The following is a 24,646-nucleotide window of genomic DNA, read 5'->3' on the forward strand; positions in this document are numbered from 1 at the left end:
TCGCCGGTACGATGGCCGGGTGAGCACGAACCCGACGACCAACCCCACCGGCGCGACCTCCATCGGTCCGACGGGTCGTCCTGTCCGGGAGTTCCCCGTGCCCGAGGAACTCGACAGCACCGGCCCCGCGCGCATCATCGCCCTCTGCAACCAGAAGGGCGGCGTCGGCAAGACCACGACGGCGATCAACCTCGGTGCAGCGCTGGCGGAGTACGGCCGGAAGGTCTTGGCCGTCGACTTCGACCCGCAGGGTGCGCTCTCGGCGGGTCTCGGTGTCCGCACGCACGACATCCACACGGTCTACGACCTGCTCATGGGCGCCGTGAAGGACCCGATCCAGGTCATCCAGCCGACGAACACCCCGGGGCTCGACGTGATCCCCGCGAACATCGACCTGTCCGCGGCCGAGGTGCACCTGGTCAACGAGGTCGCCCGCGAGCAGATCCTGGCGAGCGTGCTGCGCAAGGTCGCGAACGACTACGACGTGATCCTGGTCGACTGCCAGCCGTCGCTCGGTCTGCTCACCGTCAACGCCCTGACCGCGGCGCACGGTGTGCTCATCCCGCTCGAGTGCGAGTTCTTCGCCCTGCGCGGTGTCGCCCTGCTCATCGAGACGATCGACAAGGTGCGCGACCGTCTCAACCCGGCGCTGACGCTCGACGGCATCCTGCCGACCATGTACGACTCCCGCACCCTGCACTCGCGCGAGGTCATGGAGCGCGTCGTCGACACGTTCGACGACCGGGTCCTCGACACCGTCATCGGGCGCACCGTGAAGTTCCCCGACGCCACGGTCTCCGCGCGGCCGATCACCCAGACGGCGCCCGACCACGCCGCCGCCCACGCCTACCGGCAGCTCGCACGAGAGCTCGTCCAGCGTGGCGCCGTCGCCTGAGCCGGGGTTCCGGGTCCGACTCGCCAACTTCGACGGCCCGTTCGACCTCCTGCTGTCGCTCATCACGAAGCACGAGCTCGACATCACCGAGGTCTCGCTCGGCGCGGTCACGGGGGAGTTCATCCAGTACGTGCGCCAGGCCGAGTCGGCGGACGAGCTCGACGAGGCCAGCGAGTTCCTGGTCGTCGCCGCGACCCTGCTCGACCTGAAGATCGTCGGGTTGCTGCCGCAGGGTGAGCTCGTGGACGCCGAGGACGTCGCCCTGCTCGAGGCCCGCGACCTGCTGTTCGCGCGGCTGCTGCAGTACCGGGCGTTCAAGCAGGCCGCCGACTGGTTCGGCGAACGCTGGGGCGTGGAGTCGCGTCGGCACGTCCGCAGCGTCCGGCTCGAGGAGCGGTTCCGCGCGCGCACGCCCGAGCTCGTGTGGACGCTGTCGGTGCAGGACTTCGCTGCGCTGGCGGCGCTGGCGTTCGCCCCGCGGGAGATCCCGACGGTCGGTCTCGACCACCTGCACGCGCCGCTCATCAGCATCCGCGAGCAGGCCGCGATCGTCGTCTCGATCCTGCGGACACGCGACGGCGAGGGCGTCTCGTTCCGCGAACTGGTCGCGGGCGTCGACCAGACGGGTATCGTGGTGGCTCGCTTCCTCGCGATCCTGGAGCTGTACCGGAACGCATCGATCTCGTTCGAACAACTCGAGCCGCTCGGGGAACTCACGCTCCGGTGGACCGCCGAGGACTGGTCCGACGAGAGCCTCGCCAACCTGGGAGCCGACTATGACGGATGACGCACACGACGCGTCCAGCGCCGAGCCCGGCGGCGCCGACGAGATGGCCGATGCCCGCGCGATCGAGCACGCGATCCACGAGCGCGCCGAGCACGACCGCGCCCCGCAGGCGCACCCGGCGATCCCGCTCGACCGCCAGCTCGAGGCGATCCTGATGATCGCCGACGAGCCCCAGTCGCTCGTCGCACTCGGCGCCGCCGTGGACGCCCCGGTGCCCGCCGTCCGCCAGGCGATCGAGCGCCTCGTCGCGGACTTCGACGGTGTCGACGGCACGATCCGACGCGGGTTCGAACTCCGCGAGGTCGGCGGCGGCTGGCGTTTCTACGTCCGCCAGGACCTGGACGCCGTCGTCGAGCAGTTCGTCGAGGCCGAGCGCCCCTCGCGTCTGTCGCAGGCCGCGCTCGAGACCCTGGCGGTCGTCGCCTACAAGCAACCGATCACGCGATCCCAGATCGCGGCGATCCGTGCCGTCAACGTCGACGGCGTCGTCCGAACGCTGGTCGCGCGCGGTCTCATCGAGGAGTCGTTCACCGACTCCGAGACCGGCGCCATCAACTACGTCACGTCCGATCTGCTCCTGCAGCAGCTCGGCATCAACTCGCTCGACGAGCTGCCGCTCATCTCGCCCCTCCTGGACGACGGTGCGGACGGCTTCGGGCAGAACGAAGGGATCCCCGATGGCCGGGTTTGACGACCGGGGGCGCGGCGCGCCCCGAGACCGAGACGACCGCAACGGACGCTCAGGAGGCCCGGATCGCCCCGGGCGTTCGGCTCCCGGCCGCGGCGGGGCCGGCTCCAGTGCCGGTGGCCGCTCCGGCGGGTACGGTCGCGACGACCGCGGGGGCGCACGTCCGCCGCGCGACGACGACCGTCGTGGCGGGTACCCGTCGCGCGACGACCGCGGTGGTGACCGTGGTGGGTACCGGGGCAACTCGGCGCCGCGTGACGACCGTGGTGGGTACCGGGGTCGCGATGACCGCAGCGCCCCGCCCCGTGATGACCGTGGTGGCTACCGTGGCCGCGATGACCGCAGTTCGGCTCCGCGTGATGACCGTGGCGGCTACCGGGGGCGCGACGACCGCAGCGCCCCGCCGCGTGATGACCGTAGTGGGTACCGGGGCAACTCGGCGCCGCGTGATGACCGCGGTGGCTACCGTGGCCGCGATGACCGCAGTTCGGCGCCGCGTGATGACCGTGGCGGCTACCGGGGTCGCGATGACCGCGGTTCGGCGCCGCGCGACGACCGTGGCGGGTACCGAGGTCGCGATGACCGGAGCTCGGCTCCGCGTGATGACCGTGGTGGGTACCGCGGGCGTGACGACCGCAGCGCCGCGCCGCGTGATGACCGTGGTGGCTACCGGGGCAACTCGGCTCCGCGTGATGACCGTGGTGGGTACCGCGGCCGTGACGACCGCAGCTCGGCTCCGCGTGACGACCGTGGCGGGTACCGGGGTCGCGATGACCGCAGTTCGGCTCCGCGCGATGACCGTGGCGGCTACCGCGGCCGCGACGACCGGAGCTCGGCTCCGCGCGACGACCGTGGCGGCTACCGCGGCCGCGACGACCGCAGCTCGGCTCCGCGTGACAACCGCGACGACCGTGGCGGCTACCGCGGCCGCGACGACCGCAGCTCGGCACCTCGCGACAACCGCGACGACCGCCGCTCGGCCCCGCGTGACAACCGCGACGACCGCCGCGGCCCCGACGGCCAGCAGAGCCGCGTGTGGCACAACGGCCGTCGCTACGTCGGCGGCACCACGAGCGTCCGCAACAGCGACCGCAGCAGCAACGGCCGCACCACGCCGAAGCCGAGCGGTGAGCGCGACAGCAACGGCATCCCGGTGGAGGGCACGCCCGAACGGCCGATCATCGAGGACTGGGACGCGGCGGACGGGACGGCGCCTGCCGGGGCCGAGCCGGGCCTCCAGGCAGAGGGGGAGCGCCTGCAGAAGGTGATCGCCGCTGCGGGCGTGGCATCTCGCCGAGTCGCGGAGAACCTGATCGTCGAGGGCCGCGTGACGGTCAACGGCCAGGTCGTGGACGCCCTCGGGCGTCGTGTCGACCCCGCGACCGACGCGATCTCGGTCGACGGCGTGCCGGTGCAGATCGATTCCTCGCGACGCTACATCGTGCTGAACAAGCCGACCGGTGTCGTCTCGAGCCTGCAGGACGAGCGCGGTCGCCGCGACCTGACCGAGTTCGTGGACCGCTACGAGGAGCGCCTGTTCAACGTCGGCCGCCTGGACACCGAGACCTCCGGGCTGCTCGTCCTGACGAACGACGGTGACCTGGCGCACGTGCTGGCGCACCCGTCGTTCGGGGTGCAGAAGACGTACATCGCGAAGGTGCACGGCAACGTGAACCCCGCCGTGGTGCAGCGTCTGACCGAGGGCGTCGAGCTCGAGGACGGTCCCATCAAGGCCGACAAGGTGCGGTTGCTCGAGTCCTCGCGGGGTGAGTCGCTCGTCGAGATCACGCTGCACTCCGGCCGCAACCGGATCGTCCGACGCATGCTCGAGGCCGTCGACCACCCGGTCCTCGAACTCGTCCGTCGCTCGTTCGGGCCGCTGCACCTCGGCAGCCTGCCGCCGGGCAAGATGCGCGAGCTCGGCACGGTCGAGGTCGGCAAGCTGCTCGGAACGGTCCGTGACGCCAAGCCCTCCGCTCGTGACGACCGCGACGTCGCCCTCGACCAGGGCGAGGACGACGAGTGGGACGACGAGACGGCGGACTGACCGTGCTCGGTCGGTAGGCTTGCCCGGTGACCGACGTGACCCCGACCGACATCGACCGCCGTCTGCGCGGCCCGGTCCGGGTCGTCGGTGCCGGGCTGCTGGGCGCCTCGATCGGGCTGGCCCTGCGCGAGAAGGGCGTGGACGTGGTCCTCGACGACGTGTCGCCGGCCGCGTTGGCGCTCGCCGTGGACTACGGCGCCGGGCGTCGACCGGCAGCCGGCGACCAGCCGGAGCTCGTCGTCGTCGCGGTGCCGCCGGACGTCGTCGCGACCGTAGTGGAGCGTGAGCTCGCCGCCCACCCGAGCGCCGTGGTGACCGACGTCGCCAGCGTGAAGTCCGGTCCGTTGGCCGCCCTGGTTGCCGCCGGAGCCGACGTCACCCGCTACATCGGCTCGCACCCGATGGCCGGACGGGAGCGCAGCGGTCCGACCGCCGCCCGCGCCGACCTGTTCGTCGGACGCCCGTGGGTGATCGCCGGGCACGACGGCATCACGTACCAGCGTGCCGCGGTGGTCGAGGACCTCGCGCTCGACGTCGGCGCCACCGTCGTCCCGATGGACCCCGAGTCTCACGACCTCGCCGTGGCGTACGTCTCGCACGCGCCGCAGCTCGTGTCGACCCTCATGGCCGCACGTCTGCGGGACGCCCCGGACGGTTCGCTCGGCCTGGCCGGCGGCGGCGTCCGCGACGTCACGCGCATCGCCGCGAGCGACCCCGGCCTCTGGGTGCAGATCATCGGGGCGAACGCCGGGCACATCCGGCCGGTGCTCACCGACCTGCGCGACGACCTCTCGCGCGTGATCGACGCCCTCGGCGACCCGGACGGCGCCGGTTCGCCGCGCACCATCGCCGAGACGATCGCCGCCGGCAACCGCGGGGTCGAACGGCTGCCGGGCAAGCACGGCACCACCAAGCGCTTCGCCCAGGTGGTCGTCCTCGTCGACGACACCCCCGGGCAGATCGCCGCGCTCCTGACGTTCATCGGGGAGATCGGCATCAACCTCGAGGACATGCGCCTCGAGCACTCACCGGGCGCGCAGATCGGCATCGTCGAGGTGTCGGTGCTGCCCGAGCAGGAACAGCGACTCGTCGAGGAACTCGAGGGGCGCGGATGGAGGATCGCAGCAGCATGGGCCTGAACGACGACACGAACGCAGCGACGAACGAATCCGGTGTGACCGGCGGCCCGGACGGGCCCGACTCCGGTCTCCCGACCCCGGGCCAGGGTGGTGCCGGCGGTCCGCTCAGCGGCAGCGGCGACGGCGGCGCACTCGGCGGTCCGGCGGGCGGCCTCGGCGAACCCGGCGGCGAGCCCGGTTCGACCAGTGCCCCGGTGCCGGCCGGTCTCACCGACGGCGCCTACGTCGCGAAGATCGTCATCGCGGTCGACGGCCCCGCGGGCAGCGGCAAGTCGAGCGTGTCCCGCGCGGCCGCCCGTGCCCTCGGCTACGGCTACCAGGACACCGGCGCCGCCTACCGTGCGCTCGCCTGGCACGCCCTGCAGCAGCGGGTGGACCTCGACGACGCGGCGGCGATCCTGGCGAGTTGGGACACCTTCGACTACGCGATCGGCACCGACCCCGACAACTACTACGTGCGCGTGGGGGAGACCGACGTCACCGACGCGATCCGCACCCCGGACGTGACGGGTGCGGTCGCCCACATCGCGAAGCTCCCGGACGTCCGGCACCGCCTCGTGCAGCTGTTCCGGAACGTGATGCGGAAGACCGACGCACCGGGGATCATCACCGAGGGGCGGGACATCACCACAGTGGTCGCACCCGACGCCGAGGTCCGGATCCTGCTGACGGCCGACGAGTCGGTTAGAATGGCCCGGCGCTCGGCGGAGGTCACGACCCAGTCGGCCGCAGAGACCTCCGCCGCACTCGCTCGCCGAGACGCGGCGGACGCGAAGGTCGTCGACTTCATGAACGCCGCGGACGGCGTCACGACGCTCGACTCCACCGACCTCGACTTCGACCAGACCGTGCAGGCGGTCGTCGACCTGGCCCGCGCGGCCACGCACTGACGCACGACCGGACGGCCTCGGCCGCCTGGTCACACCACGGCCGGAACTCCGGCCCGGCCGGGAACGGCCACCGACACCGCGGCTCCGGCCGCTCGCGAGGAACCCACCATGGCTCAGTTGGACAACCCGGACAACGACGACTTCCCCCAGTACGACGACTTCCCCCAGTACGACGACGCCCTCGGCGAGCGGCTCGCCGGACTCGACGAGGCCGAGGCCGAGCAGCGCGCCACCGCGCTCCGCGCCGGGCTCGAGGAGTACGACCTCGAGGACGAGGACCTCGCCCTGCTCGAGGGCGGCCAGGTCGGCGAGGACGGCGTCCACTACCTGCCCGCCTACCCGGTGCTCGCGATCGTCGGCCGCCCGAACGTCGGCAAGTCCGCGCTCGTCAACCGCATCCTCGGTCGTCGCGAGGCCGTCGTGCAGGACGTCCCCGGCGTCACGCGTGACCGCGTCAGCTACAAGGCGGACTGGAACGACAAGCGCTTCACGCTCGTCGACACCGGCGGCTGGGAGCCCGGTGCCGAGGGCATCAACGCCTCGGTCGCCGCGCAGGCCGAGGTCGCGATCGACCTCGCGGACGCCGTCCTGTTCGTCGTCGACGTCACGGTCGGCATCACCGCCACCGACGAGCACGTCGTCAAGATGCTCCGCGGCACCGACCGCCCCGTCATCGTCGTCGCGAACAAGGCCGACGACGAGCGCCGTGAACTCGACGCCTACGAGCTCTGGAACCTGGGGCTCGGCGAGCCGCACCCGGTGTCGGCCCTGCACGGCCGTGGCGTCGCGGACCTGCTCGACCTGATCATCAAGACGCTCCCCGACACCTCGGCCGTCGCCAAGCAGGAGGTCGGCGGTCCCCGCCGCGTCGCGATCCTCGGCCGCCCGAACGTCGGCAAGAGCTCGCTGCTCAACAAGGCCGCCGGTGAAGAGCGCGTCGTCGTGAACGACATCGCCGGCACCACCCGCGACCCGGTGGACGAGCAGATCGAGCTCGGCGGCAAGGTGTGGCGGTTCGTCGACACCGCCGGCATCCGGAAGCGCGTCCACATGCAGCAGGGCGCCGACTTCTACGCGTCGCTCCGCACGACCGCCGCGCTCGAGAAGGCCGAGGTCGCCGTCGTCGTCCTCGACGTCACCGAGCCGGTGTCCGTGCAGGACCTCCGCATCATCGACCTGGTGCTCGAGTCGGGCCGTGCGCTCGTCCTGGCCTACAACAAGTGGGACCTGCTCGACGACGAACGTCGCCGCTACCTCGAGCGTGAGATCGAGCAGGACCTGGCGCACGTCGCCTGGGCCCCGCGCGTGAACATCTCCGCCCGTACCGGCCGTCACCTCGAGAAGCTCGTGCCGGCGCTCGAGACCGCCCTCGAGTCGTGGGACACCCGCATCCCGACGGGCAAGGTCAACGCCTTCATCGCCGAGCTCGTCCAGGAGCACCCCCACCCCGTGCGCGGCGGCAAGCAGCCCCGCATCCTATTCGGGACCCAGGCGTCGAGCCAGCCGCCGACGTTCGTGCTCTTCACGTCGGCGTTCCTCGACCCGCAGTACCGACGGTTCATCACCCGTCGACTCCGCGAGGTCTGGGGCTTCTCCGGCACCCCGATCAACGTCAACATGCGGGTCCGCGAGCGCCGGAAGCGCTGAGCCGCAGCTGCACCACACACAACGCGTCCCGTCTGCACGGGGCGCGTTGTGTGTTGTGCGTTGTGCGTTCGCGTTCGCGTTCGCGTTCGCGTTCGGCCGGGAGGCCCGGATCGCGTCCGCAGCGTCGGTGCGGCACCATGGGAGCGTGCGCATCGGGCGGTGGGGAACGGATCGACGTCGGCTCGCCCTGGTGGGAGCCCTCGTCGCCGTGGTCGTCGTCGGCTCGGTGTCGCTCTGGACGGTCTCGCACGCCCCAGCCGAGGACGACCTCGTCACCCGCTCCGATCGAGCCGTCCCCGAACCCGCGCGGTCCCCCTCGGAAGGGCTGCGGCCGTTGAACGGCCTGGGCGAACCCCTGCTCGAGGAGTCCCCGGCCGTGCAACCGGTCGACTCGTCGCCGATCGAACCGTGGTGGCGCCGGGTTCCGCCGGTCTCCGGGGACATCGTCGGCATCGACGGCGCTGCTGCCTCGGGCCACGTCCACATCGCCGGGAACACGGGCGACGACACGCTGGCGGTCGAGATCGCGCACCTGGAGACGGGGACGACGGGGCCGGTCGACATCGTGTTGTCCGGTGGGACCGTGACGGGTGGGGAGGACCCGACGTGGACGCCGGCGGGGGAGTCCTTCGACCTCTTCCAGGCCGCCGGTCTCGAAGAGGGGCTGACCGTCGTGCTCGGCGAGCCGTGGACGTTGCCAGACGAGGTCCGTTCCCTCGTCCTGCTCGACGCGGCGACCGGCACGGTGCTGGGTGGCGCGGCGCTGGTCCCGAGCGACTGAGCCGGCTGGGCAGTCCCACGCCGACCCGGAACGACATCGTCGACGTCGTGCGACCTCGATGACGTCGTTCGGGGTCGGCGTCGGTACCCGCGCGGTACGCCGACGGTCATTCGATGCGGCACGATGTACTGGTGACGCAGCGCAACGACGGACTCGGTGGCCTCGCCGACCGCGCGTGGTGCCGACTCCGGCTCGACCGGTTGGCCGGAGGCCGTCAGGGCGGGTACGTCATCCGCCAGGACATGCTCGAGCACCCCGACACCGTTCGGTCGTTCCGCTGGATCCGGTGGCTGCTCGTCGCCGAGACGATCGTCGGACTCGCTGCCATCGTCGTCGCCGTGCTGCTGACGCGTGCGGGGGAGACCGTGCCGTGGGCGGTGTGGTTCCGGGCGACGGTCGTGCTGCTCATCACCCTGACGCTGTACGTGTTCGCCTGGCGGGCGCAGCTCGGGTACTACTGGGCGTACCAGCGGGTGCGGTTGTTCAGCCGGATCTTCCCGATCGTGACGCTCATCGTGGCGGCGATCCCCGGGCTGTACCCGTTCTGGATGGTGATCGAGCAGATCGTGTTCTCACTGCTCATGATCGGCATCGGCGACGTGCTCACCACCGACCACATGCGCGCCACGTTCCCCAAGCCCGCCCGCCGCTAGCGCCCGCGGCGGCTACGCGACCGTGGCCAGCGCGAAGGGCAGCACGGCGGCGGCCCCGGCACGCCGGAGCTCGCGGCCCGCGACGGTCACCGTCCACCGGCTGTCGACCAGGTCGTCGACGAGCAGCACCGGGCCCTGGTGCGACTGCAGCGCTTCCGCGAGTTCCGGCCCGACCTGGAACGTGTCCCAGACGCCGGACAACCGGTAGGCGCTGTTCGTCGCACCGTCGCCGCGGGGCGTGCCGCCGTTCCGGTCGAGCGTGCCGAGGAACTGCAGCCGCCCGATCGTCGACAGCGCCTGGGCGAGCGACCCCACGAGCTGCGGCCGCGACCGCGAGGACATCGCCACGACGCCGGTCGGCCGGGTCTCCCACGGCCAGTCCTTGAGCGCCCGCACACAGCCGTCGACGAGCTCGCGCGAGATCGGGGCATCGGGTGTGGACGGCGAGAACAGTGCACGCAGCGGTCCGCCCCAGCCGAGGTCGGTCAGACGCGCCACCGCGCGGCCGGGCTGCACGAGCTCGTCGGCGCCGATCTTGCCCCGCACCGAGACCCCGAGCGACGACATCCCCGAGGGCCACTGGGCACGCGGGGCGATCTCGACGCCGACCTTGTCGAGCGCGGCAGCCGCACCGGACGAGTCCGAGTCGGAGACCGAGGTCGGGAACCACGCCCCGGCGCAGTTGTCGCACCGGCCGCAGGGCTCCGCGGAGGGGTCATCGAGATCCTGCTGCAGCAGCTGCATGCGGCAGGCCGAGGTGGACTCGTAGTCGAGCATCGACGCGGCCTCGGCAGCGCGTGCCGCAGCGACCCGCTCGTACCGCGGGGCGTCGTACTGCCACGGCTGTCCGGTCGAGACCCAGCCGCCGGTGACCCGTCGGACCGCTCCGTCGACGTCGAGCACCTTGAGCAGGAGTTCGAGGGTCGAGCGCTTGATGTCGACCAGGCCCTCGAGGGCGACCGTCGACATCGCGGTGTCGGTGGACAGGGCGCCGAGCACGGCCGACGCGCGGGCCTCGGTCGGCATCGACGCGCTGGCGAAGTACTGCCAGATCTCGCGGTCCTCACGCCCGGGCAGCAGCAGCACATCGGCGTTGTCGGTGGCACGACCCGCACGACCGATCTGCTGGTAGTAGGCGACGGGCGACGAGGGAGCGCCGACGTGCACGACGAACCCGAGGTCCGGCTTGTCGAACCCCATGCCGAGCGCACTCGTGGCGACGAGGGCCTTCAGTTGGTTGCCCTTGAGCTGCTGCTCGAGCTGCTCCCGCTCGTCGGTGTCGGTGCGCCCCGTGTAGGCGCGGACGGCGTACCCGTTGTCGCGCAGCAGTCGGGCGATGTCCTCGGCCGCCGAGACCGTGAGCGTGTAGATGATGCCGCTGCCGGGCAGGTCGCCGAGGTGCGCGAGCAGCCAGCCGAGCCGCTGCCGGGCATCCGGAAGCGTCAGCACGCCGAGTCGCAGTGAGGCCCGGGCGAGCGACCCACGGATGGTGAAGACCGGGTCGGCCGGGCCGGCGGTCAGCTGCTCGGCGACGTCCTCGACCACGCGCTCGTTCGCCGTCGCGGTCGTCGCCAGGACGGGGACGCCGTGGGGGAGCGAGCGGATGAGCTCGGCCAAGCGGCGGTAGTCCGGTCGGAAGTCGTGGCCCCAGTCCGAGATGCAGTGCGCTTCGTCGACCACGAGCATGCCCATCCGGGCGATCAGGGTCGGCATCTGCTCGTCGCGGAACTTCGGGTTGTTCAGGCGCTCGGGGGAGACGAGGAGCACGTCGACCTCGTCACGGGCAAGGGCTGCCTGGGTCTCGCCCCACTCGTGCGCGTTCGCCGAGTTGATCGACACCGCACGGACCCCCGCGCGGGCAGCCGCTGCCACCTGGTCGCGCATCAGCGCCAGCAGCGGCGAGACCAGGACGGTCGGGCCGCCACCACGGCGACGGAGCAGCAGGGTCGCGAGGAAGTACACGGCGGACTTGCCCCACCCGGTGCGCTGCACGACCAGGGCACGCTGTCGGTGCTCGACCAGGGCGGAGATCGCCTCGAGCTGGCCGGGATGGAAGACCGCGTCGGGGCGCCCCGTGAGCGCAGCGAGCGCCTGCTGTGCCTCGGCGGCGATGTCTGCAGAAGGCGGGGCGGTGGTTTCCATGCCCCCCATGCTGTCAGGAGCAACCGACGAAACGGAGGCACCGCCTCCCGTCTGTGGACAACGCTGACAGGCGAGCCGCTACTGGTAGGTGACCAACGCCGGCGTCGGCTGCACGTCCTGCATGGTCTGCGACGGCGTCAGCATGGGCGTGTCCTCGTCGTAGAAGTTCTTCCAGCCCCAGTGCAGCCCCTCGGGCGCGCCCTGGTGCAGCGCCTTCCACGTCGCCTGCTTGTCCGGCTGCGAGCCCTGCCCGTCGACGTGCACGAGCATGTCGAGCTCCGGGTGGGTCTCCAGCGCGGAACGGTCCTGGATCATCGACAGCCGGAACTGGTGCAGGACCAGGGCCTTCGGCGGCAGCCCCTCGTCGCGCACGAGCGCAGCCAGCCACGAGGACACCTCGTTCACCTCGGACGCCGACACACTACCGATCTGCTCGAGCGGCACCTGGTCCTTCGTCAGCCGCCACTCCGGGTCGAGCGCCAGCCAGACGCCGGGCTTCTTCAGCAGCGACTCGTACTTCTTCGCCTGCGACAGGAAGTCGGACCGGCCCGGCTGCAGGTCGATGATCACGGGCATGTCGGCGTCGTGGGCGGCATCGACGTAGGGCTCGAGCGTCGACACCGGCAGCTCCGTCGAGTAGTCGCCGTCCGACCCGGCGTCACCTGCGGCGACGGTCGCGATGACCTCCATCGCGGGCGTCACGAGCTCGTCGGACTCCGCCCGGTACGGCTTCGCGACCTGCTCAGCACGCCGGACGGTGGCCTCCGGCCCCTGCTCGCCGAGCACGCCCAGCGCCGGTGCCCCGGGAGCCCCGTACAGCGCCACGTAGCGGTGCCCGTCGAACGGTCGCTGCCCGCCGTTCCGCAGCTGGAAGCCGCCCTCGGCCGCCCGCACCGTCCACTCCGGGTCCTGCAGTGCGTCGAACGCCGCACCGACCAGGACCGTCGGGTGCTTCGCTCGCTCGTGCAGCGCCGTCACCACGTCGGGTGCGGCAGCCGGGTCGGTCACGCCCCTCGGCATGGTCACCACACGAGCGCCGGCGGCCTTCGCGGTCGCCACGGCAGCAGCGTCCGCACTGGCGTCCGCCACCACCACGGTCGCCTGCCGGGAGGCCCGGGTCGACTCCGGCGCGTCGCCACCCTCCGGCGCCTTCCGCTCGTCGACGTCCGTGTCGAGCGACACGTCGCCCTCGGCCTGGTACCAGTCGGCCCCGAGCCGGTCGAGTTCGCGGGCCACGGCAGCGCTCGTGTTCTTGGTCGTCAGCAGCACCGGGACGTGGGCGCTCGCCGCAGCCTTGGCGGCATCACGGACCCCGTCGGTGTCGCCGGCCCGGGCGACGACCGCTCCCGGAGCACTCGCGAACAGGGCCTTGCTGACGCGGACGGACCGGGCTGCGGCGTCCGAGGCATCGGCGACCGTGACGGTGTCGGCCGAGCCCTTCGCCAACGTCGGGCGGCTCGTGTCCGGGCCGCTCGAGGTGCACCCGGCGGCTCCGAGCAGCAGTCCGGAGACCGCGATCGCGACGAGGACACGAGGGGTGGAACGAGAACGCATCGGGCCACCCTACGAGCCACGCGGAGAGGTCCCTGGGAATCCGACGGGTGTCGTCTCGTAGAAGGGAGGCATGCCCCACCACCCCGACGACCACCCGCTCATCGGAGCCGTCCGGTCGCCCGAGGTCCACTGCATGACCCTGAACGTGCGGCGCCGCGTGCCGCGGCCACCCGCGCACCCGGACGCCTGGGAGCGTCGCCGCGACGCGATCACCTCGCTCGTCACCTCCGAAGCGCCCACCGTCCTCGCCGTCCAGGAGGCCCTCCCCGCGCAGGCAGACGACCTGACGGCCGGCCTCGGATCCGGTTGGGAGCCCGTCCTGGCCGGGCGCGGCGCGCGCGGCGGTGGCGAACAGGTGGGGCTCTTCCTCGACCGCTCGCGCCTCGACATCGTCGAGCGCCGCACGTGGGCGCTTTCCCGCACGCCGCACCGCCCCGGCTCGCGCTCGTGGGCCACGTCGTTCCCCCGGCACGCCGTCGGCGCCGTCGTCGACGACCGCGCGACCGGCGTCCGGTTCCTGGCGATCGCCACCCACCTCGACGTCGCGTCGCCGTGGGCCCGGCTGCGATCCGCCGAACTGCTCGGCCGGATCGTGCGACAGCGCGGCCTGCCCGCCGTCGTGATGGCCGACTGGAACAGCCCGGCAGGATCCGCACCATGGCGAGCACTGGCGGACGCTGGTGTCGTCGACAGCTGGGGGCGGGCCTCCCGGCAGGTGGGTGAGCCGTACGGGACGTACCCGCACTACGGGAGTCCACGTGTCGGCGGCCGGCGCATCGACGGTGTCCTCGTGACGCCGGACGCGACCGTCGAGCGGGTCGCCGTGTCGAACCGGCGGCCGGGCGGGGTGTGGCCCTCCGACCACGCGGCCGTGCACGCGGTCGTGCGGTGGGCGTCGTGATCGCCACGCTCGGGCCGACGTTCCTGCGGCCGAAGTTCCTGGTGGCCGACGTGGTGCGTGCCCTGACGCTCGTCAGCCTGGTCGTCGCGAGCATCGGGTGGGGCGGGACCGCGCTGCCGGTGATGGCGCTGTCGCTGCTCGGGGTCGTGGTGCCGCGGATGCTCGGGCTGCGGCCCGCGTTCGACCTGGCGGTGTGCGTCCTCGTGCTCCTCGCGGGGTGGTCGAGCGTGCTCGAGTGGTACACGAGCGTGTTCCTGTGGGACAAGTTCATGCACGTCGTCCTCACCGGGCTGCTCGCCGCCGTGCTCTACGTCATCGGCGCCGACCTGCGCGCGGTGCCGGCGCCGGACGGGGAGCGACGGGTGGTCGTCGCGATCCTCGGACTGTGTGCGGGACTCGCGATCGGAGCCGCGTGGGAGATGGGGGAGTGGCTCGGGCACAACTTCGTCGACTCGGCGATCTACGTCGGCTACGACGATACGATCGGGGACCTGGCCGCGGACGGGGCCGGTGGGTTGCTCGTCGGGCTCGGGTTGCCGTGGTTGGCGGCGCGGCGCGAGGTGGTGCGGCCGACGCGCGGTGGCGCGGAGGGGGTCTGACGTCCGCTATGCTGGACCGGTCGCTCGCGCTCCGGTCGGACGCGGGCGAGGATCCTCCGGGATCCTGAGTTCTCCGGAACTCGCGGGCTGTGGCGCAGCTTGGTAGCGCACTTGACTGGGGGTCAAGGGGTCGCAGGTTCAAATCCTGTCAGCCCGACCGAAACGTGTCTGGCACAACGACAGAAGCCCACCGAGGATCTCGGTGGGCTTCTTCGTTCCCGTGGCTGTCGTGGGGTCGTATGCACGGGGCTCGCTCGCTGCGACGATGAGCGGACCACCTGTGTGCGACACGACGCTTCTCGGAGCGGCGTCCGAATCGAGTCAGACACGGAAGCCCGCGGGGGGACCCCATCGAGACACGATGGGGTCGTCTGCGTCAGGCGATGGCGCGGAGGATTGCCGGCGCGTTCGACGATGCGCAGTTCCGGGTCCGCGATCTTGAACCGGTCGTCGTCGAGCGCGCCCACCTCGAAGAAGTCGAGGTTGTAGTCGAAGGCGTGGAGGGTGAGCTTCCAACCCTTCACCTGCGGGCTCGCACCAGAGGTGAGGGCGTGGTCCAGCGCCGCTCGTCCGGCGTCGAGACCGGCGGCGAGCGTCTCGTGCGCGGTGGTGGACAGGTCGAGGTACGGCATCCGCCTGTGGATGGCACGCAACGCACGCACCGTGACGGTCGTGGTCCTGGTCCTCGTCGGGACCTCGACTTCCTGCCCAGTGATCATCGCTGAACCTCCGGAACCGAGCCTGTCTGGCGCTTGCGCACTTGTATCGCCAGCCGGTCGTTCTGCGGACGCTCCTCGTATGCGCGTCTGGTCAGGAGCCCCGGACGGAGTTGGACAGCATGATCTGGTCGTGGTGCCGTATGCGTCGTTCCGAGATGAGGAAGACGATGAGGAGAACAACCCCGACCAGGACCACGGCGATGTTGCCGAGCTGCGCGAGGGAGCCGATGCCGCCGACCGCCGGGTGGGTGCCCTGCATGAAGATGCTGGGGTCGGTGCTGGCGTGCAGCAGGATCGGCGCGACGATCGTGCGGGTCACCCGCAGAGCGAGGTACATGCAGAAGCCGAAGAAGAACGTGTAGACCATCTGCAGCAACGTCGGGCCGAGAGCCTGACCGGTGAACAGGTTGCTCCCGTGCAGGAGGGCGAACAGCGCCGCCGAGACCAAACCGACGGCAACCTCGGAGTGTCCCGAGGACCGCATGATGCGGACGACGTAGCCGCGCGTGAGGAGTTCCTCGGAAAAACCGATGACGAGTCCGGCAAGCAGCCAAGCGGCGACCCAGTCGAACCCTGCGGCGGAGTAGTCGATGCTCGCGAACCGCAGCACGTTGAACAGCAACACGACGACGATCGCGATCCACATCCACCCTCTGCCGCGGATCGGCTGCCGTTCGAAAGTGCTCCGCAGCCATCCGACGGATGCCCCGAACCCGACCAAGACCAGGCCCCCGATGAGGACTGGGACGACGATGAGCACGAGCACGTAGCTCGTTGAGTCCTCGTCGCCGATGTAGGGCACGAACGGTGCCATCAGCAGGGAAGCCGGCTCGTAGATCGCGAGGTAGCCGACGGCGAGGACGAGCGCTTTCCACCACCGCCCGTGATCCCAGAAGCGTGCCCATCCTGATCGTTGAGCAGTGGTGTTCATGGCCGTATCCCCTGGTTCCCACGGCAGACGTGGCTGTGACGAGATCGAAGGCCCCGGTCGGTCGTGCCGGCGCCTATGAGCGCACTCTGTGCGCCGCCTCGAACCTAGCTGCTCCGTTGACTTGTCGTCCGTGGCGCTCCCGACTCAGGCCGTCTCACTGACCGATCGTCGAACGACACCTCGCTCAGCTCGTTGTCGTTATGCCAGGGCTGCATCGCCTCGCCGTGCCGAAGTTGCACCGACGCGCTTCGGATCACGCTGATCGGACCACGACAGGATGGACGACTCGAATCGCGTGATCCGACGACAACGATTCGAGTCGGCGAATCGTCTTGGATCGGCGATCTCGGTGAGTCAACGTCGCAACGCGCCGTCGCCGTCGCTCCGCTCGCGGCCGTGCATCACCCACCCCTGCAGAAATGGAAGACCCACCGCCAGCGCCAGTCCGACCACGTACACGATGATCGTGGAGCGGGCGTCATGGTTCTGTGAGTAATTCGACCACGGAATGCCCAACGCGACCTGGACCAACGGGCCCAGCGCTGCGATGACTCCGCCTGGGAGCACGGTCAGCAACCACGCCTTGCGCCATGTCCGTTGCTTCCCGGCGCAGATCGCGATCGCGCCAGTTGTCGCGCCCATCGCGACGCCGCCCCAAAACCATGACGCCCCCGACATTCGCCAACCGTCGTGTGTCCACCACGCTTCGATCAAGGCGGTCGTGCGTTCCCATGCATCGGACGTCACGTATCGTCCCGGCGCCGCCGGCAGTGGCCACCCGATGATCGCAAGAACACCAGTGACAGCAGCCACCAGACCGAGCAGCCATCGAAACAACCTGCGATGGTCGACCGGTTCAACGTCGAACGACTCGATGCTCACCGTCGCACAGGCCAAGGAGTTCTGACGCTCATGGTCGGAGCGTATCGGCCGCTCTGTCCCATGGTCGGACGGGGACCTCGGTAGCTGATCCCGCACCGAGTCGATCTCGGTCTGCCAGCAGTCAGCTGTCGAGTGCGACCCCATCTCCACGAACCGCCATGACGGCAGCGCGCCCGATCAACACAAGCCCCGTCAGCGCGATGACCATGAGCCCTCACCACGTCCACCACGAGAACTCCACACGACGAGCACGCCGGATGGGACGCGCGTCCGATCGCAGGGGGAGTGCGAGCCGGTGCCCATACTCGCCCGATCGGCGACCGGACGGTCAGCGGCGGCGGTTCCGCTCGTGTCCGCTGAGATCAGCCCGTAGCGTCGTGTCGTGGATTAAGACCTGTTGGCGGTCGAAGCGGCCACGGCCTAGCGGTGCGCCCTGCGAGACTCGCCAGATGGACCTCGACGACCTCGGCCAGCGAATCTGCATTCTGGGGCCATCGAACAGCGGTAAGTCGACCCTCGCGGCGGCCATCGGCCGAGTCCGCTCGCTCCCTGTGATCCACCTCGACCAGTACCGCCACCTGCCCGGAACACAGTGGGTCGAGCGTCCGGACACCGATTTCGAGCGCATGCACAACGAGGCGATGAACACCGAGCAGTGGGTCATCGAGGGCAACTACTCGCGCTGGTTGCCCGGCCGGTTACGGCGAGCGACTGGTCTGGTGCTCCTGGACGCCTCGACGGCAGCAAGCATCAGCCGGTACTTCCGACGCAGTCTCTTCGAGCCCGACCGCGCTGGGAGCTTGGACGGTACTCGCGACCGTGTCCGCATCGAGATGGTCCGGTTCCTGCTTGGACCCGCCAGGAAGAGCCGTCTCCGGTATCGACACGCCTTCGACGAGTTCGATCGGCCGAAGGTGTTCCTGCCGGACCGCGCGGCCTTGGAGGAGTACTACCGCCGGAACGACTTGGCTCGGCGAAGTCCGTGATCGCTGACCCCTCCGACAACCGATCGGTTGTCGTGCTTGGCCACCTCAGTCGAATTCGTCGACCCGGTATGGCGCGGACGCGCTGGCGTAGAAGATGACCTGGGCGCGAGGTCCGACGTCGCCCTGCAGGCGCCCGGCTGTTCGGAGTCCGAGGGCGCGGGTCTCGGCGTCGCCGAACGGGGTCCCGGCTCGTTCGGTGAGGGCACGCCAGTGGACGATTGCTTTGGCTGTTCCCTCACGTGCGCCCGCAGCACGCGCCGATCTGACGTCGCGTTTCCCGTCACGCAGGAACTCGACATCGGTGCCCGGTCGTCCGTTCGGCAGCACGACGGCCGTCCCCGACTCGGTCACCATGTCGATGCCACTGCCTGCGCCGCACCAGACGTGGACGTCGTCACCGAGCTCGAGCTGGACGCGACTCGCGAGGGTGAAGGACTCGACTCGGTGAGCTTCCAACACTTCGGGGGACGCCGAGGTCGACGGGACTGCGCGCGACTTGTCACGATCGTCGAACACCTCTTGCCTCACCTGCTCGAAGACGTCGTTCCATGCCTGCAGGTCGTGCCGGAGTGACGCGCTCAGTCCGAGGTCCGTGGCCTCGGCAACCCCGAAGTGTTCTCTGGACCGCGATCCGCGGTACCACAGCGGGGAATCGTCGACCATGTACTCGGCCATCACCAGGATGATCATGCTCACCACTCGCACAGCGTACGACTGCGTCCGGCAAGGGATTGGCTACCGGACGGGAGGAGCGCGCTGGTCGTGTTCTTGGCCGACGTCGTGCTGATCGCTCTCGATCCTTCCCGGCCAGGGCCGTACTTCACCGCCGTCAGTGGTCTCTGCGTGATGATCTCCGCCGTCATCGTCGTCCGCGCGAATCGCAGGCCACCGAGGGGCTGAACTTCAGCGGGTGGCGTGCCCGGTCGGAAGGACCACCGCCCTCGCCCGATGGCTTCCTCGGCACCAGCATCTCCGGCGTCGTGGGCGCGGAAGAAGGAGGCGTCCTACCCCGGTGGGCACGGCTCGACGCCGAACCGGACGCGATCCCGCGGCCTCAGTCGACCCGGATGCGGACGACCCAACCGACGATCGTCCCCTCGTGCGGGATTCGTGGTGCCAGTGCCCGCGCGGCGTGTTGCATCGCAGAGCCAGGGATCGGTTCCTGCCCCGAGCCGTTCGCGGACGGCCCGTACCGTACCGACACCTGGTCGATCCGGGTGACCACACCCACGATCGGCCGCTCTGGCCCGGCATCGAGTTCCTCGGAGTAGGTGTTGCGTTCCTTGGTCACCAGGCGTCGGCCGCCGAGATGGCCGAGACGACTCCGGTCGGCGTCCACGACGTCCCACCTGACGTGTTCGCCAACGGCGACGTCGAAGGCGTCCTCCGCGACCTGCCACTCGATGAGCCAGACGTCGCGCTCCCCGTCCTCCAGAGGCGGCACGATGCTCTCCGGCGGACGCTGTTCGGGCGGCATGTCCCGAAGGTTATCCGCCCGGCGTTCGAGGTCTCGGTGCGAGCGACCGCTCACCGATCGCAAGCGGACGGTGCTCTGCAGCTCAGGCGGTGCGTGAGGCCCGAGCGGTCGAGCGTCAGCGGAACCGGTTCACGAGCACGGCGACGATCGGTACGCGTGTGAGCAAGACGAAGATCGCGTAGCCGATGGCCCCACCGAATGTGTTCCAGATGAAGTCGTTGATGTCAGCGACGTGACCACCGGAGAACAGCTTCTGCGCGGCGAGTTGCAGGAGCTCGATCGTCAGGCTGACCGCCGCTGAGGTGAGGAGCACCCGCAACCACGACGGACGACGCATGAGGAGCGGGAGGAGGATGCCGAGCGGTACGAACACGGCAACGTTGGTGAGCGCATCTGCGAGTTCGTAGTCGTGGAACGGGATCAACGCCAGTGCCGGTGCCCACGGCTCGTCGCTCGGCGTCGGGCGGAGGAAGATCGGGAAGATCGTGTTCGCGATGATTCCTGCGGCGTAGACGGCGATCGCGGCCGCGACGGCAGCACGCGGCCACGTGAAGCGCCGTCCGCGGAGCAGGAGCGCCAGTCGGACGACGAACACGACCACGCCGACGGGAATGGCGACCGGCAGGACGGGGACTTCGCCGAACGGGTTGGAAGACATCCGGAGAAGCCTAGTGACGCCGAGCTGCTGGACGCCGATCCGACTCGGTGCGAGCAGGACTACAACGGAGTCGCGATCTTGAGGATGGCGATCGACAATCCCGTCAACGCAGCCACCGCTCCGAGTGCAGCGAGCGGGAACCACATGCCGCGACGGCCATTTCCGTACCGCCGGAGGCCCAGGAAAGCGCCGACGCCCACCGCGGCAATGCCTCCGAAGAACGAGAGGCTCATGCTGCTGAACCAGGGTGCGTCCGAGCAGCCGGTGTGTGGAGGGGTCGCGCAGAGCCCGTAGGCGTACAGGTTCTCGTTGAACACGTAGCCGGACGACGTGACCACGGCGACGATCCCGACCACGTTGAGAGCCCAGATGATCACCAGGTCGTCTCGAGCAGCGTTCCTTCTGCGGAACGTGCTCGCGAAACGCGTCTTCATGGGGATTGCCTCGATCGTTTCTGCTCCGCCAGCGGTCTCCGTGAACCGAGGTCGAGCCGAGCGTAGCGCCCTGCTGGTTCACCGGCTCGAACGCCCCAGCGTGCGCTGACAGGATGAGTCCGTGCAGATCGAGGACGTGGACGAACGGCGGTACGGCACCGAAGGTGAGCGCGACACGTTCGTCGTGCACTTCTTCCATGCACCGAGCGGCGAGATGGTCGCGCCCGACTGGGACGCCACGAGTTGGTCGGTCAGTGTGATCCGCGTCACCGACGCGACGTACCGCGCGGCGTTCGCAGAAGCTCGGCGGATTGCTGCTGGCGAGACGTCGCCGACGCTGTTCTCGGTGTCCCTCGAGACCGCGGGGTCGAACGGCCCGGGAATCCTGCGACTGTTCGGGACCGACCTCAACATGGAGGGACTTGAGCTCGAGACTGATTCGCACGCGGCGAAACGGGAGATGTTCGCCGAGTTCTTCAGCCGCGCGCGATGAGTTGCTCGTGGTGCAGCTGGAGTTGCCGTCCGCATCGCTGCGCGACGCGCTCACTGTGGGTGACGATCACGAACTTGGTTCCCGCTTGCTGCAGCCGGTCGAAGAGGGCGAGCACGTCGTCTTCGGTCGTCTCGTCCAGTGCGCCGGTGGGCTCGTCGGCGAGGACGACGGCTGGGTGCTTCGCGATGGCTCGGGCGATCGCGACGCGCTGCGCTTCTCCTCCTGACAGTCGTCGTGGGCGCTTGCCGGCGAGGTGGTTGATGCCGACCGCCTCGAGGGCGTCGTGTGCTCGGGCGGCCGAGTCAGCGCGAGCGGGAACTCCGAGCCGGACGTTGTCGAGCACGCTGCGGTCGCCGAGCAGGTTGTGATCCTGGGTGACGATGCCGATGTGACGGAGCCGGTGCGCCGCCATCCTGGATGTGGTGCGCTCGAGCACGTGCCCGTCATGCTCGTAGGTCCCGCCGAAGTCGGTGTCGAGGCCGGCGAGGATTCGGAGCAGCGTGCTCTTGCCGGATCCGCTGCGCCCGGTGATGGCTACTGACCGATCGTCGTCGCGAAGGTCGAAGTCGAGTCGGTCGAACAGTGTTCGGGTCGATCCGTCGGGCTCGGTGATCGTCTTCGAGACGTCGCGCAGCGCGATCATCGTGGGGTACCTCTTCGGCGTTGGGTGGTCAGTTCGATACGGACGGCTCGTCGGCTGACAGCGCCGTCCACCACGCACCAGAGCAGGAGGACGGTGCTGGCGCCGAGTCGAGCCGTCGCGCTGTCGTTGGGGAGCAGCGCGCTGGTAGCGAGGAACAGCCCGAGCGCGGCGGTGTACTCGGTCAGGCGGCTTGCGCGGAACAGTCGGTTCGTGTGGTTCGGGCTCTTTCCGAGGAGATGGTGCACCCGCGCCACTGGCGCTCGACGGTGATGCAGGAGTCGGTTGAGGAACGCCGTGATGATGCCCACTCCAGCGGTGAGCGAGACGAGCAGCGCGGTGACGAGCACCAGGTTGTCCTGGATGAGCTGGCGGACGAGGGAGAGCTGCACGAGGTAGGTCGGTACTCCGAGCAACGTGTACGACCTGAAGCCGGTGTCGTCTCCGATCTCATCGAGTCGCGCGACGACGCCACTGAAATCGAGGCTGCGATCGACGGCGAGGTCGGCGTTGAGTACCTGGAACACCAGGCGTCCGAACAGCTCGGGATCCAGCCGGTCGAGTGCTGCTCGGTCGAGTCCGGCGAGTGTCGGCGGGTAGGGCACGATGACGGTGTCGTCGAGGTAGTGGTTGGCGTCACCGCGGAAGTACATGGCACTGTTCGGTTCGAGGAAACCGACGACCTCGAGCTCCTGCTCCTGCAGGATGACCGAGCCGGTGAGTCGCTGTCCGAGCTCGTACACGCCGCGGTACTCAGCGCCCAGGAGCACCGGCATCTGGCCGGACCCCCAGTCGACGGCATCCCACTCGATCGGCTCACCGTCCTGCACGGAGAGCCCCGCGAACTCGTACGCGTTCTCGTTGAGTTGGATGGACTTGATGTCCTGAACACTTCGCCCCGATTCGTCCTGGTACTTCCCGTTGAGTGTGTACTCGGTGCCGTAACCGACGTCGAAGCGGTCGTCGCCGCGGAAGTCCTGCACGGTGACGGGTTGGTCGTACGAGGAGATGAAGTCGAATCCGGGCTCGTCGTCGATGCGATCGACGAACAAGGCGACTTCGTCGAGCGCGTGCTGGTCTCGCCGGATCGCTTCGAAAGCGTCCGGGTCGAGATCGTCGATCACCGTGTAGAGGTCGACGTCGGCGTCAGCGGACAGGCCCTGGGCCACGGCCTGCGATGTGGACTGGGTGAACGACGCCACGTTGTAACAGCAGAGTGCGAGCAGCACGAGCAGGACGATCTTGGCGACGATGATCGGCCAGTTGGACCGGAGGTCGTTCAGCAGTTCCATCGACGGCTTCCCTGCCAGAACGAAGCGACGGACACGGCAAGCACAACGCTTCCGACCGCCACGACTGCGGCGGTGACGTCGAGGTCGAGCGTGGTGGTCTGCCTGACGACCGCCGCGCCTGCGAGGGCGGTCGTACAGGCGGCGGTGCCGATCACAGCGACTCTGGCGGCCGCGCTGCGAAGGGTGTTCAGCGGTCGGAACCCGGTGGTGAAGCGGACGGCGGCGGTGCGGAGTTCCCATCGTCCAGCCTGAAGACCTGCGACCACGGCGATCAGCATGGTGACGAGCGCGCCGAGCGCGACCAGGACCGGCGACACGGCGTCGACGTTCGTCCTGCGGTTCGTGCCGTCGTCGATGATCTCGACGCTTCGGCCAGGGAACTGCGCGTTGTAGTGGCGGACACTGTTCGGGCCGTCCAGGAGCAGCCGCTGTGGTGACCCCGAGAACTGCGACGGATCGGCGAGGACCACATCATCGGACAGCAGACTGTCCGCCCGGACGCCGAGGCGTCCCACCACGGTGTACGTCTTGCCACCGACAGCGAGGTCGTCACCGCGGACGGTGATGTCAGAGCCGACGACAGCTTCGCCGGGACGCCCCGACAACGAGTGCCCGTCGTGCAGCGGAACGTCTGTCCACCGTCCCGACAGGACCGCAACGGCGCGGACGTTCTCCTCGAGGTCCACGAACACCTTCGTTCCCGGTTCGAACGCACTCCTGGCACGCCGGAGTTCGTCGAGCGTCGCGGTCACCCACGCGCTCTGGCCAGCGCGGAGGTCGTTGCCCTCCACGGCGACGACACGTCGACGGGCGTCGAACACTCCGATCAGCACGGTCAGGAGCATGGCCAGCAAGACCAGGCCAGCTGTCACCGTGAGCTGTCGCTTCGTCACGTCGTCTCCTCACGCCGCAGCGGGTGAGAGCTGTCGGCTCGCACCCGCTGCGATGTGTCACTTGCCGTAGTAGGTCTTCGCGGTGCCGACACCGCTGCCGGGCTGATTCGGCCGGAACGGCTTCCACACAGTCAGTGCTTCGGTGCCGGACTTGCCCCACTTCCGGCCAGAGTCCGCGATGATGCGGCTGCCGTGCTCGAGCCGCGCACGGGTGTAGTGCTGCACCCCTGCCCAGGTCGTCCAACCGTGCGAGCGCTTGTGCGTCGTCCCGTTGATCGTCTTCCGCTCCGCTGCACCACGGTGGTTCACCGCCAACACCGACATCCCGGTTCCTGCGTCATCGATGGTCCCGGCGCTCTCGGACCACCCGCCGACGACCCCCTCTCCCGCACCCTGCGCATGCGCAGGGATCGCGCCGAGGAACACTGTCCCGCCGACAACTACTGCGGCGAAGCCTGCAGCAACTCGACGAGCCTGCTGACCGATCTTGCTCATTGACTGCTCCCTCCCTGAACAGT

At 69.8% G+C, this 24,646-nt stretch carries 26 protein-coding genes and 1 tRNA gene; 14 read left to right on the forward strand and 13 right to left on the reverse strand.

The window, feature by feature from the left end:
• Nucleotides 1–19 precede the first annotated feature (19 nt).
• The 9 genes from EDF63_RS13735 to EDF63_RS13775 all read left to right on the forward strand — a co-directional run bounded on the left by EDF63_RS13735 (nucleotide 20) and on the right by EDF63_RS13775 (nucleotide 9,527).
• Entirely contained in the window at nucleotides 20–895 is an 876-nt protein-coding gene (locus EDF63_RS13735) for a ParA family protein (protein WP_111084609.1), read from the forward strand.
• Nucleotides 879–1,682, forward strand: a complete 804-nt coding sequence (locus tag EDF63_RS13740; protein ID WP_123313547.1) for a ScpA family protein — start codon at nucleotides 879–881, stop codon at nucleotides 1,680–1,682. The genes EDF63_RS13735 and EDF63_RS13740 overlap by 17 nt, the downstream gene beginning before the upstream one ends.
• The gene (scpB, locus tag EDF63_RS13745) at nucleotides 1,672–2,373 is read left to right on the forward strand and encodes an SMC-Scp complex subunit ScpB (protein WP_260233118.1); all 702 of its coding nucleotides are present in this window, start codon (nucleotides 1,672–1,674) and stop codon (nucleotides 2,371–2,373) included. Before EDF63_RS13740 ends, scpB begins: the two co-directional genes overlap by 11 nt.
• 1,252 nt (nucleotides 2,374–3,625) lie before the next feature.
• Nucleotides 3,626–4,417: a pseudouridine synthase gene (locus tag EDF63_RS18985; protein ID WP_228510267.1), complete on the forward strand. Its 792-nt coding sequence runs from the start codon at nucleotides 3,626–3,628 to the stop codon at nucleotides 4,415–4,417.
• 26 nt (nucleotides 4,418–4,443) lie between these two features.
• On the forward strand, nucleotides 4,444–5,556 hold the full coding sequence (locus EDF63_RS13755; RefSeq protein WP_123313549.1) for a prephenate dehydrogenase: 1,113 nt from the start codon (nucleotides 4,444–4,446) through the stop codon (nucleotides 5,554–5,556).
• Nucleotides 5,557–5,750: 194 nt separating this feature from the next.
• Nucleotides 5,751–6,446, forward strand: coding sequence for a (d)CMP kinase (gene cmk / locus EDF63_RS13760; protein WP_395872075.1), 696 nt, complete (start codon nucleotides 5,751–5,753; stop codon nucleotides 6,444–6,446).
• A 108-nt stretch (nucleotides 6,447–6,554) separates the two neighbouring features.
• A complete protein-coding gene (gene der / locus EDF63_RS13765; RefSeq protein ID WP_123313550.1) occupies nucleotides 6,555–8,093 on the forward strand; it encodes a ribosome biogenesis GTPase Der in 1,539 nt (512 codons plus the stop codon).
• Between the two features lie 145 nt (nucleotides 8,094–8,238).
• Nucleotides 8,239–8,874 (forward strand): hypothetical protein, encoded by a 636-nt coding sequence (locus tag EDF63_RS13770; protein WP_148061784.1) that lies wholly within the window; start codon nucleotides 8,239–8,241, stop codon nucleotides 8,872–8,874.
• A 131-nt stretch (nucleotides 8,875–9,005) separates the two neighbouring features.
• On the forward strand, nucleotides 9,006–9,527 hold the full coding sequence (locus EDF63_RS13775; RefSeq protein WP_123313552.1) for a hypothetical protein: 522 nt from the start codon (nucleotides 9,006–9,008) through the stop codon (nucleotides 9,525–9,527).
• A gap of 12 nt (nucleotides 9,528–9,539) precedes the next feature.
• Here the strand turns inward: EDF63_RS13775 and EDF63_RS13780 are convergent, their stop codons facing one another.
• Both EDF63_RS13780 and EDF63_RS13785 read right to left on the reverse strand, forming a co-directional pair.
• A complete protein-coding gene (locus EDF63_RS13780; protein ID WP_185021427.1) occupies nucleotides 9,540–11,669 on the reverse strand; it encodes an ATP-dependent DNA helicase RecQ in 2,130 nt (709 codons plus the stop codon).
• A gap of 78 nt (nucleotides 11,670–11,747) precedes the next feature.
• Nucleotides 11,748–13,223 (reverse strand): hypothetical protein, encoded by a 1,476-nt coding sequence (locus EDF63_RS13785; RefSeq protein WP_123313553.1) that lies wholly within the window; start codon nucleotides 13,221–13,223, stop codon nucleotides 11,748–11,750.
• Nucleotides 13,224–13,293: 70 nt separating this feature from the next.
• On the opposite strand from EDF63_RS13785, the gene EDF63_RS13790 reads away from it, so the two are divergent.
• The 3 genes from EDF63_RS13790 (at nucleotide 13,294) to EDF63_RS13800 (ending at nucleotide 14,880) form a co-directional block, all read left to right on the forward strand.
• Nucleotides 13,294–14,124, forward strand: a complete 831-nt coding sequence (locus EDF63_RS13790; protein ID WP_123313554.1) for an endonuclease/exonuclease/phosphatase family protein — start codon at nucleotides 13,294–13,296, stop codon at nucleotides 14,122–14,124.
• On the forward strand, nucleotides 14,121–14,723 hold the full coding sequence (locus EDF63_RS13795; protein WP_148061785.1) for a hypothetical protein: 603 nt from the start codon (nucleotides 14,121–14,123) through the stop codon (nucleotides 14,721–14,723). The genes EDF63_RS13790 and EDF63_RS13795 overlap by 4 nt, the downstream gene beginning before the upstream one ends.
• Before the next feature lie 83 nt (nucleotides 14,724–14,806).
• Nucleotides 14,807–14,880 (forward strand) — tRNA-Pro (locus tag EDF63_RS13800).
• Here EDF63_RS13800 and EDF63_RS13805 read toward each other — a convergent pair.
• The 3 genes from EDF63_RS13805 to EDF63_RS18440 all read right to left on the reverse strand — a co-directional run bounded on the left by EDF63_RS13805 (nucleotide 14,846) and on the right by EDF63_RS18440 (nucleotide 17,255).
• A complete protein-coding gene (locus tag EDF63_RS13805) occupies nucleotides 14,846–15,442 on the reverse strand; it encodes a hypothetical protein (protein ID WP_123313556.1) in 597 nt (198 codons plus the stop codon). The two genes, EDF63_RS13800 and EDF63_RS13805, sit on opposite strands and share 35 nt — an antisense overlap.
• 91 nt (nucleotides 15,443–15,533) lie before the next feature.
• A complete protein-coding gene (locus tag EDF63_RS13810) occupies nucleotides 15,534–16,373 on the reverse strand; it encodes a CPBP family intramembrane glutamic endopeptidase (RefSeq protein ID WP_123313557.1) in 840 nt (279 codons plus the stop codon).
• A gap of 354 nt (nucleotides 16,374–16,727) precedes the next feature.
• Entirely contained in the window at nucleotides 16,728–17,255 is a 528-nt protein-coding gene (locus tag EDF63_RS18440) for a hypothetical protein (protein WP_148061786.1), read from the reverse strand.
• Nucleotides 17,256–17,704: 449 nt separating this feature from the next.
• Here EDF63_RS18440 and EDF63_RS13820 point away from each other — a divergent pair, with 449 nt between their 5' ends.
• On the forward strand, nucleotides 17,705–18,241 hold the full coding sequence (locus EDF63_RS13820; protein WP_123313559.1) for an AAA family ATPase: 537 nt from the start codon (nucleotides 17,705–17,707) through the stop codon (nucleotides 18,239–18,241).
• A gap of 45 nt (nucleotides 18,242–18,286) precedes the next feature.
• On the opposite strand, the gene EDF63_RS13825 is transcribed toward EDF63_RS13820, so the two are convergent.
• The 4 genes from EDF63_RS13825 to EDF63_RS13840 all read right to left on the reverse strand — a co-directional run bounded on the left by EDF63_RS13825 (nucleotide 18,287) and on the right by EDF63_RS13840 (nucleotide 20,810).
• A complete protein-coding gene (locus tag EDF63_RS13825; protein WP_148061787.1) occupies nucleotides 18,287–18,937 on the reverse strand; it encodes a hypothetical protein in 651 nt (216 codons plus the stop codon).
• Between the two features lie 358 nt (nucleotides 18,938–19,295).
• On the reverse strand, nucleotides 19,296–19,718 hold the full coding sequence (locus EDF63_RS13830; RefSeq protein WP_123313561.1) for a DUF6578 domain-containing protein: 423 nt from the start codon (nucleotides 19,716–19,718) through the stop codon (nucleotides 19,296–19,298).
• Nucleotides 19,719–19,833: 115 nt separating this feature from the next.
• Nucleotides 19,834–20,376, reverse strand: coding sequence for a VanZ family protein (locus EDF63_RS13835; protein ID WP_123313562.1), 543 nt, complete (start codon nucleotides 20,374–20,376; stop codon nucleotides 19,834–19,836).
• Between the two features lie 59 nt (nucleotides 20,377–20,435).
• Nucleotides 20,436–20,810, reverse strand: a complete 375-nt coding sequence (locus EDF63_RS13840) for a hypothetical protein (protein WP_123313563.1) — start codon at nucleotides 20,808–20,810, stop codon at nucleotides 20,436–20,438.
• A 121-nt stretch (nucleotides 20,811–20,931) separates the two neighbouring features.
• On the opposite strand from EDF63_RS13840, the gene EDF63_RS13845 reads away from it, so the two are divergent.
• Nucleotides 20,932–21,303, forward strand: coding sequence for a hypothetical protein (locus tag EDF63_RS13845; protein ID WP_123313564.1), 372 nt, complete (start codon nucleotides 20,932–20,934; stop codon nucleotides 21,301–21,303).
• On the opposite strand, the gene EDF63_RS13850 is transcribed toward EDF63_RS13845, so the two are convergent.
• The 4 genes from EDF63_RS13850 to EDF63_RS18445 are packed head-to-tail and all read right to left on the reverse strand — an operon-like array spanning nucleotide 21,287 to nucleotide 24,623.
• Complete coding sequence (locus EDF63_RS13850; protein ID WP_123313565.1) at nucleotides 21,287–21,946, reverse strand: ABC transporter ATP-binding protein; 660 nt, start codon at nucleotides 21,944–21,946, stop codon at nucleotides 21,287–21,289. The two genes, EDF63_RS13845 and EDF63_RS13850, sit on opposite strands and share 17 nt — an antisense overlap.
• Nucleotides 21,943–23,235: a hypothetical protein gene (locus tag EDF63_RS13855; protein ID WP_123313566.1), complete on the reverse strand. Its 1,293-nt coding sequence runs from the start codon at nucleotides 23,233–23,235 to the stop codon at nucleotides 21,943–21,945. The genes EDF63_RS13850 and EDF63_RS13855 overlap by 4 nt, the downstream gene beginning before the upstream one ends.
• The gene (locus EDF63_RS13860; protein WP_123313567.1) at nucleotides 23,223–24,128 is read right to left on the reverse strand and encodes a hypothetical protein; all 906 of its coding nucleotides are present in this window, start codon (nucleotides 24,126–24,128) and stop codon (nucleotides 23,223–23,225) included. The genes EDF63_RS13855 and EDF63_RS13860 overlap by 13 nt, the downstream gene beginning before the upstream one ends.
• A gap of 57 nt (nucleotides 24,129–24,185) precedes the next feature.
• Nucleotides 24,186–24,623 carry a hypothetical protein gene (locus EDF63_RS18445; protein WP_148061788.1) on the reverse strand — a complete coding sequence of 146 codons (438 nt, stop codon included), beginning with the start codon at nucleotides 24,621–24,623 and terminating at the stop codon, nucleotides 24,186–24,188.
• Nucleotides 24,624–24,646: the final 23 nt, after the last annotated feature.

Origin of the sequence: Curtobacterium sp. JUb34 (assembly GCF_003755065.1) — a bacterium.
Classification (GTDB): Bacteria; Actinomycetota; Actinomycetes; order Actinomycetales; family Microbacteriaceae; genus Curtobacterium.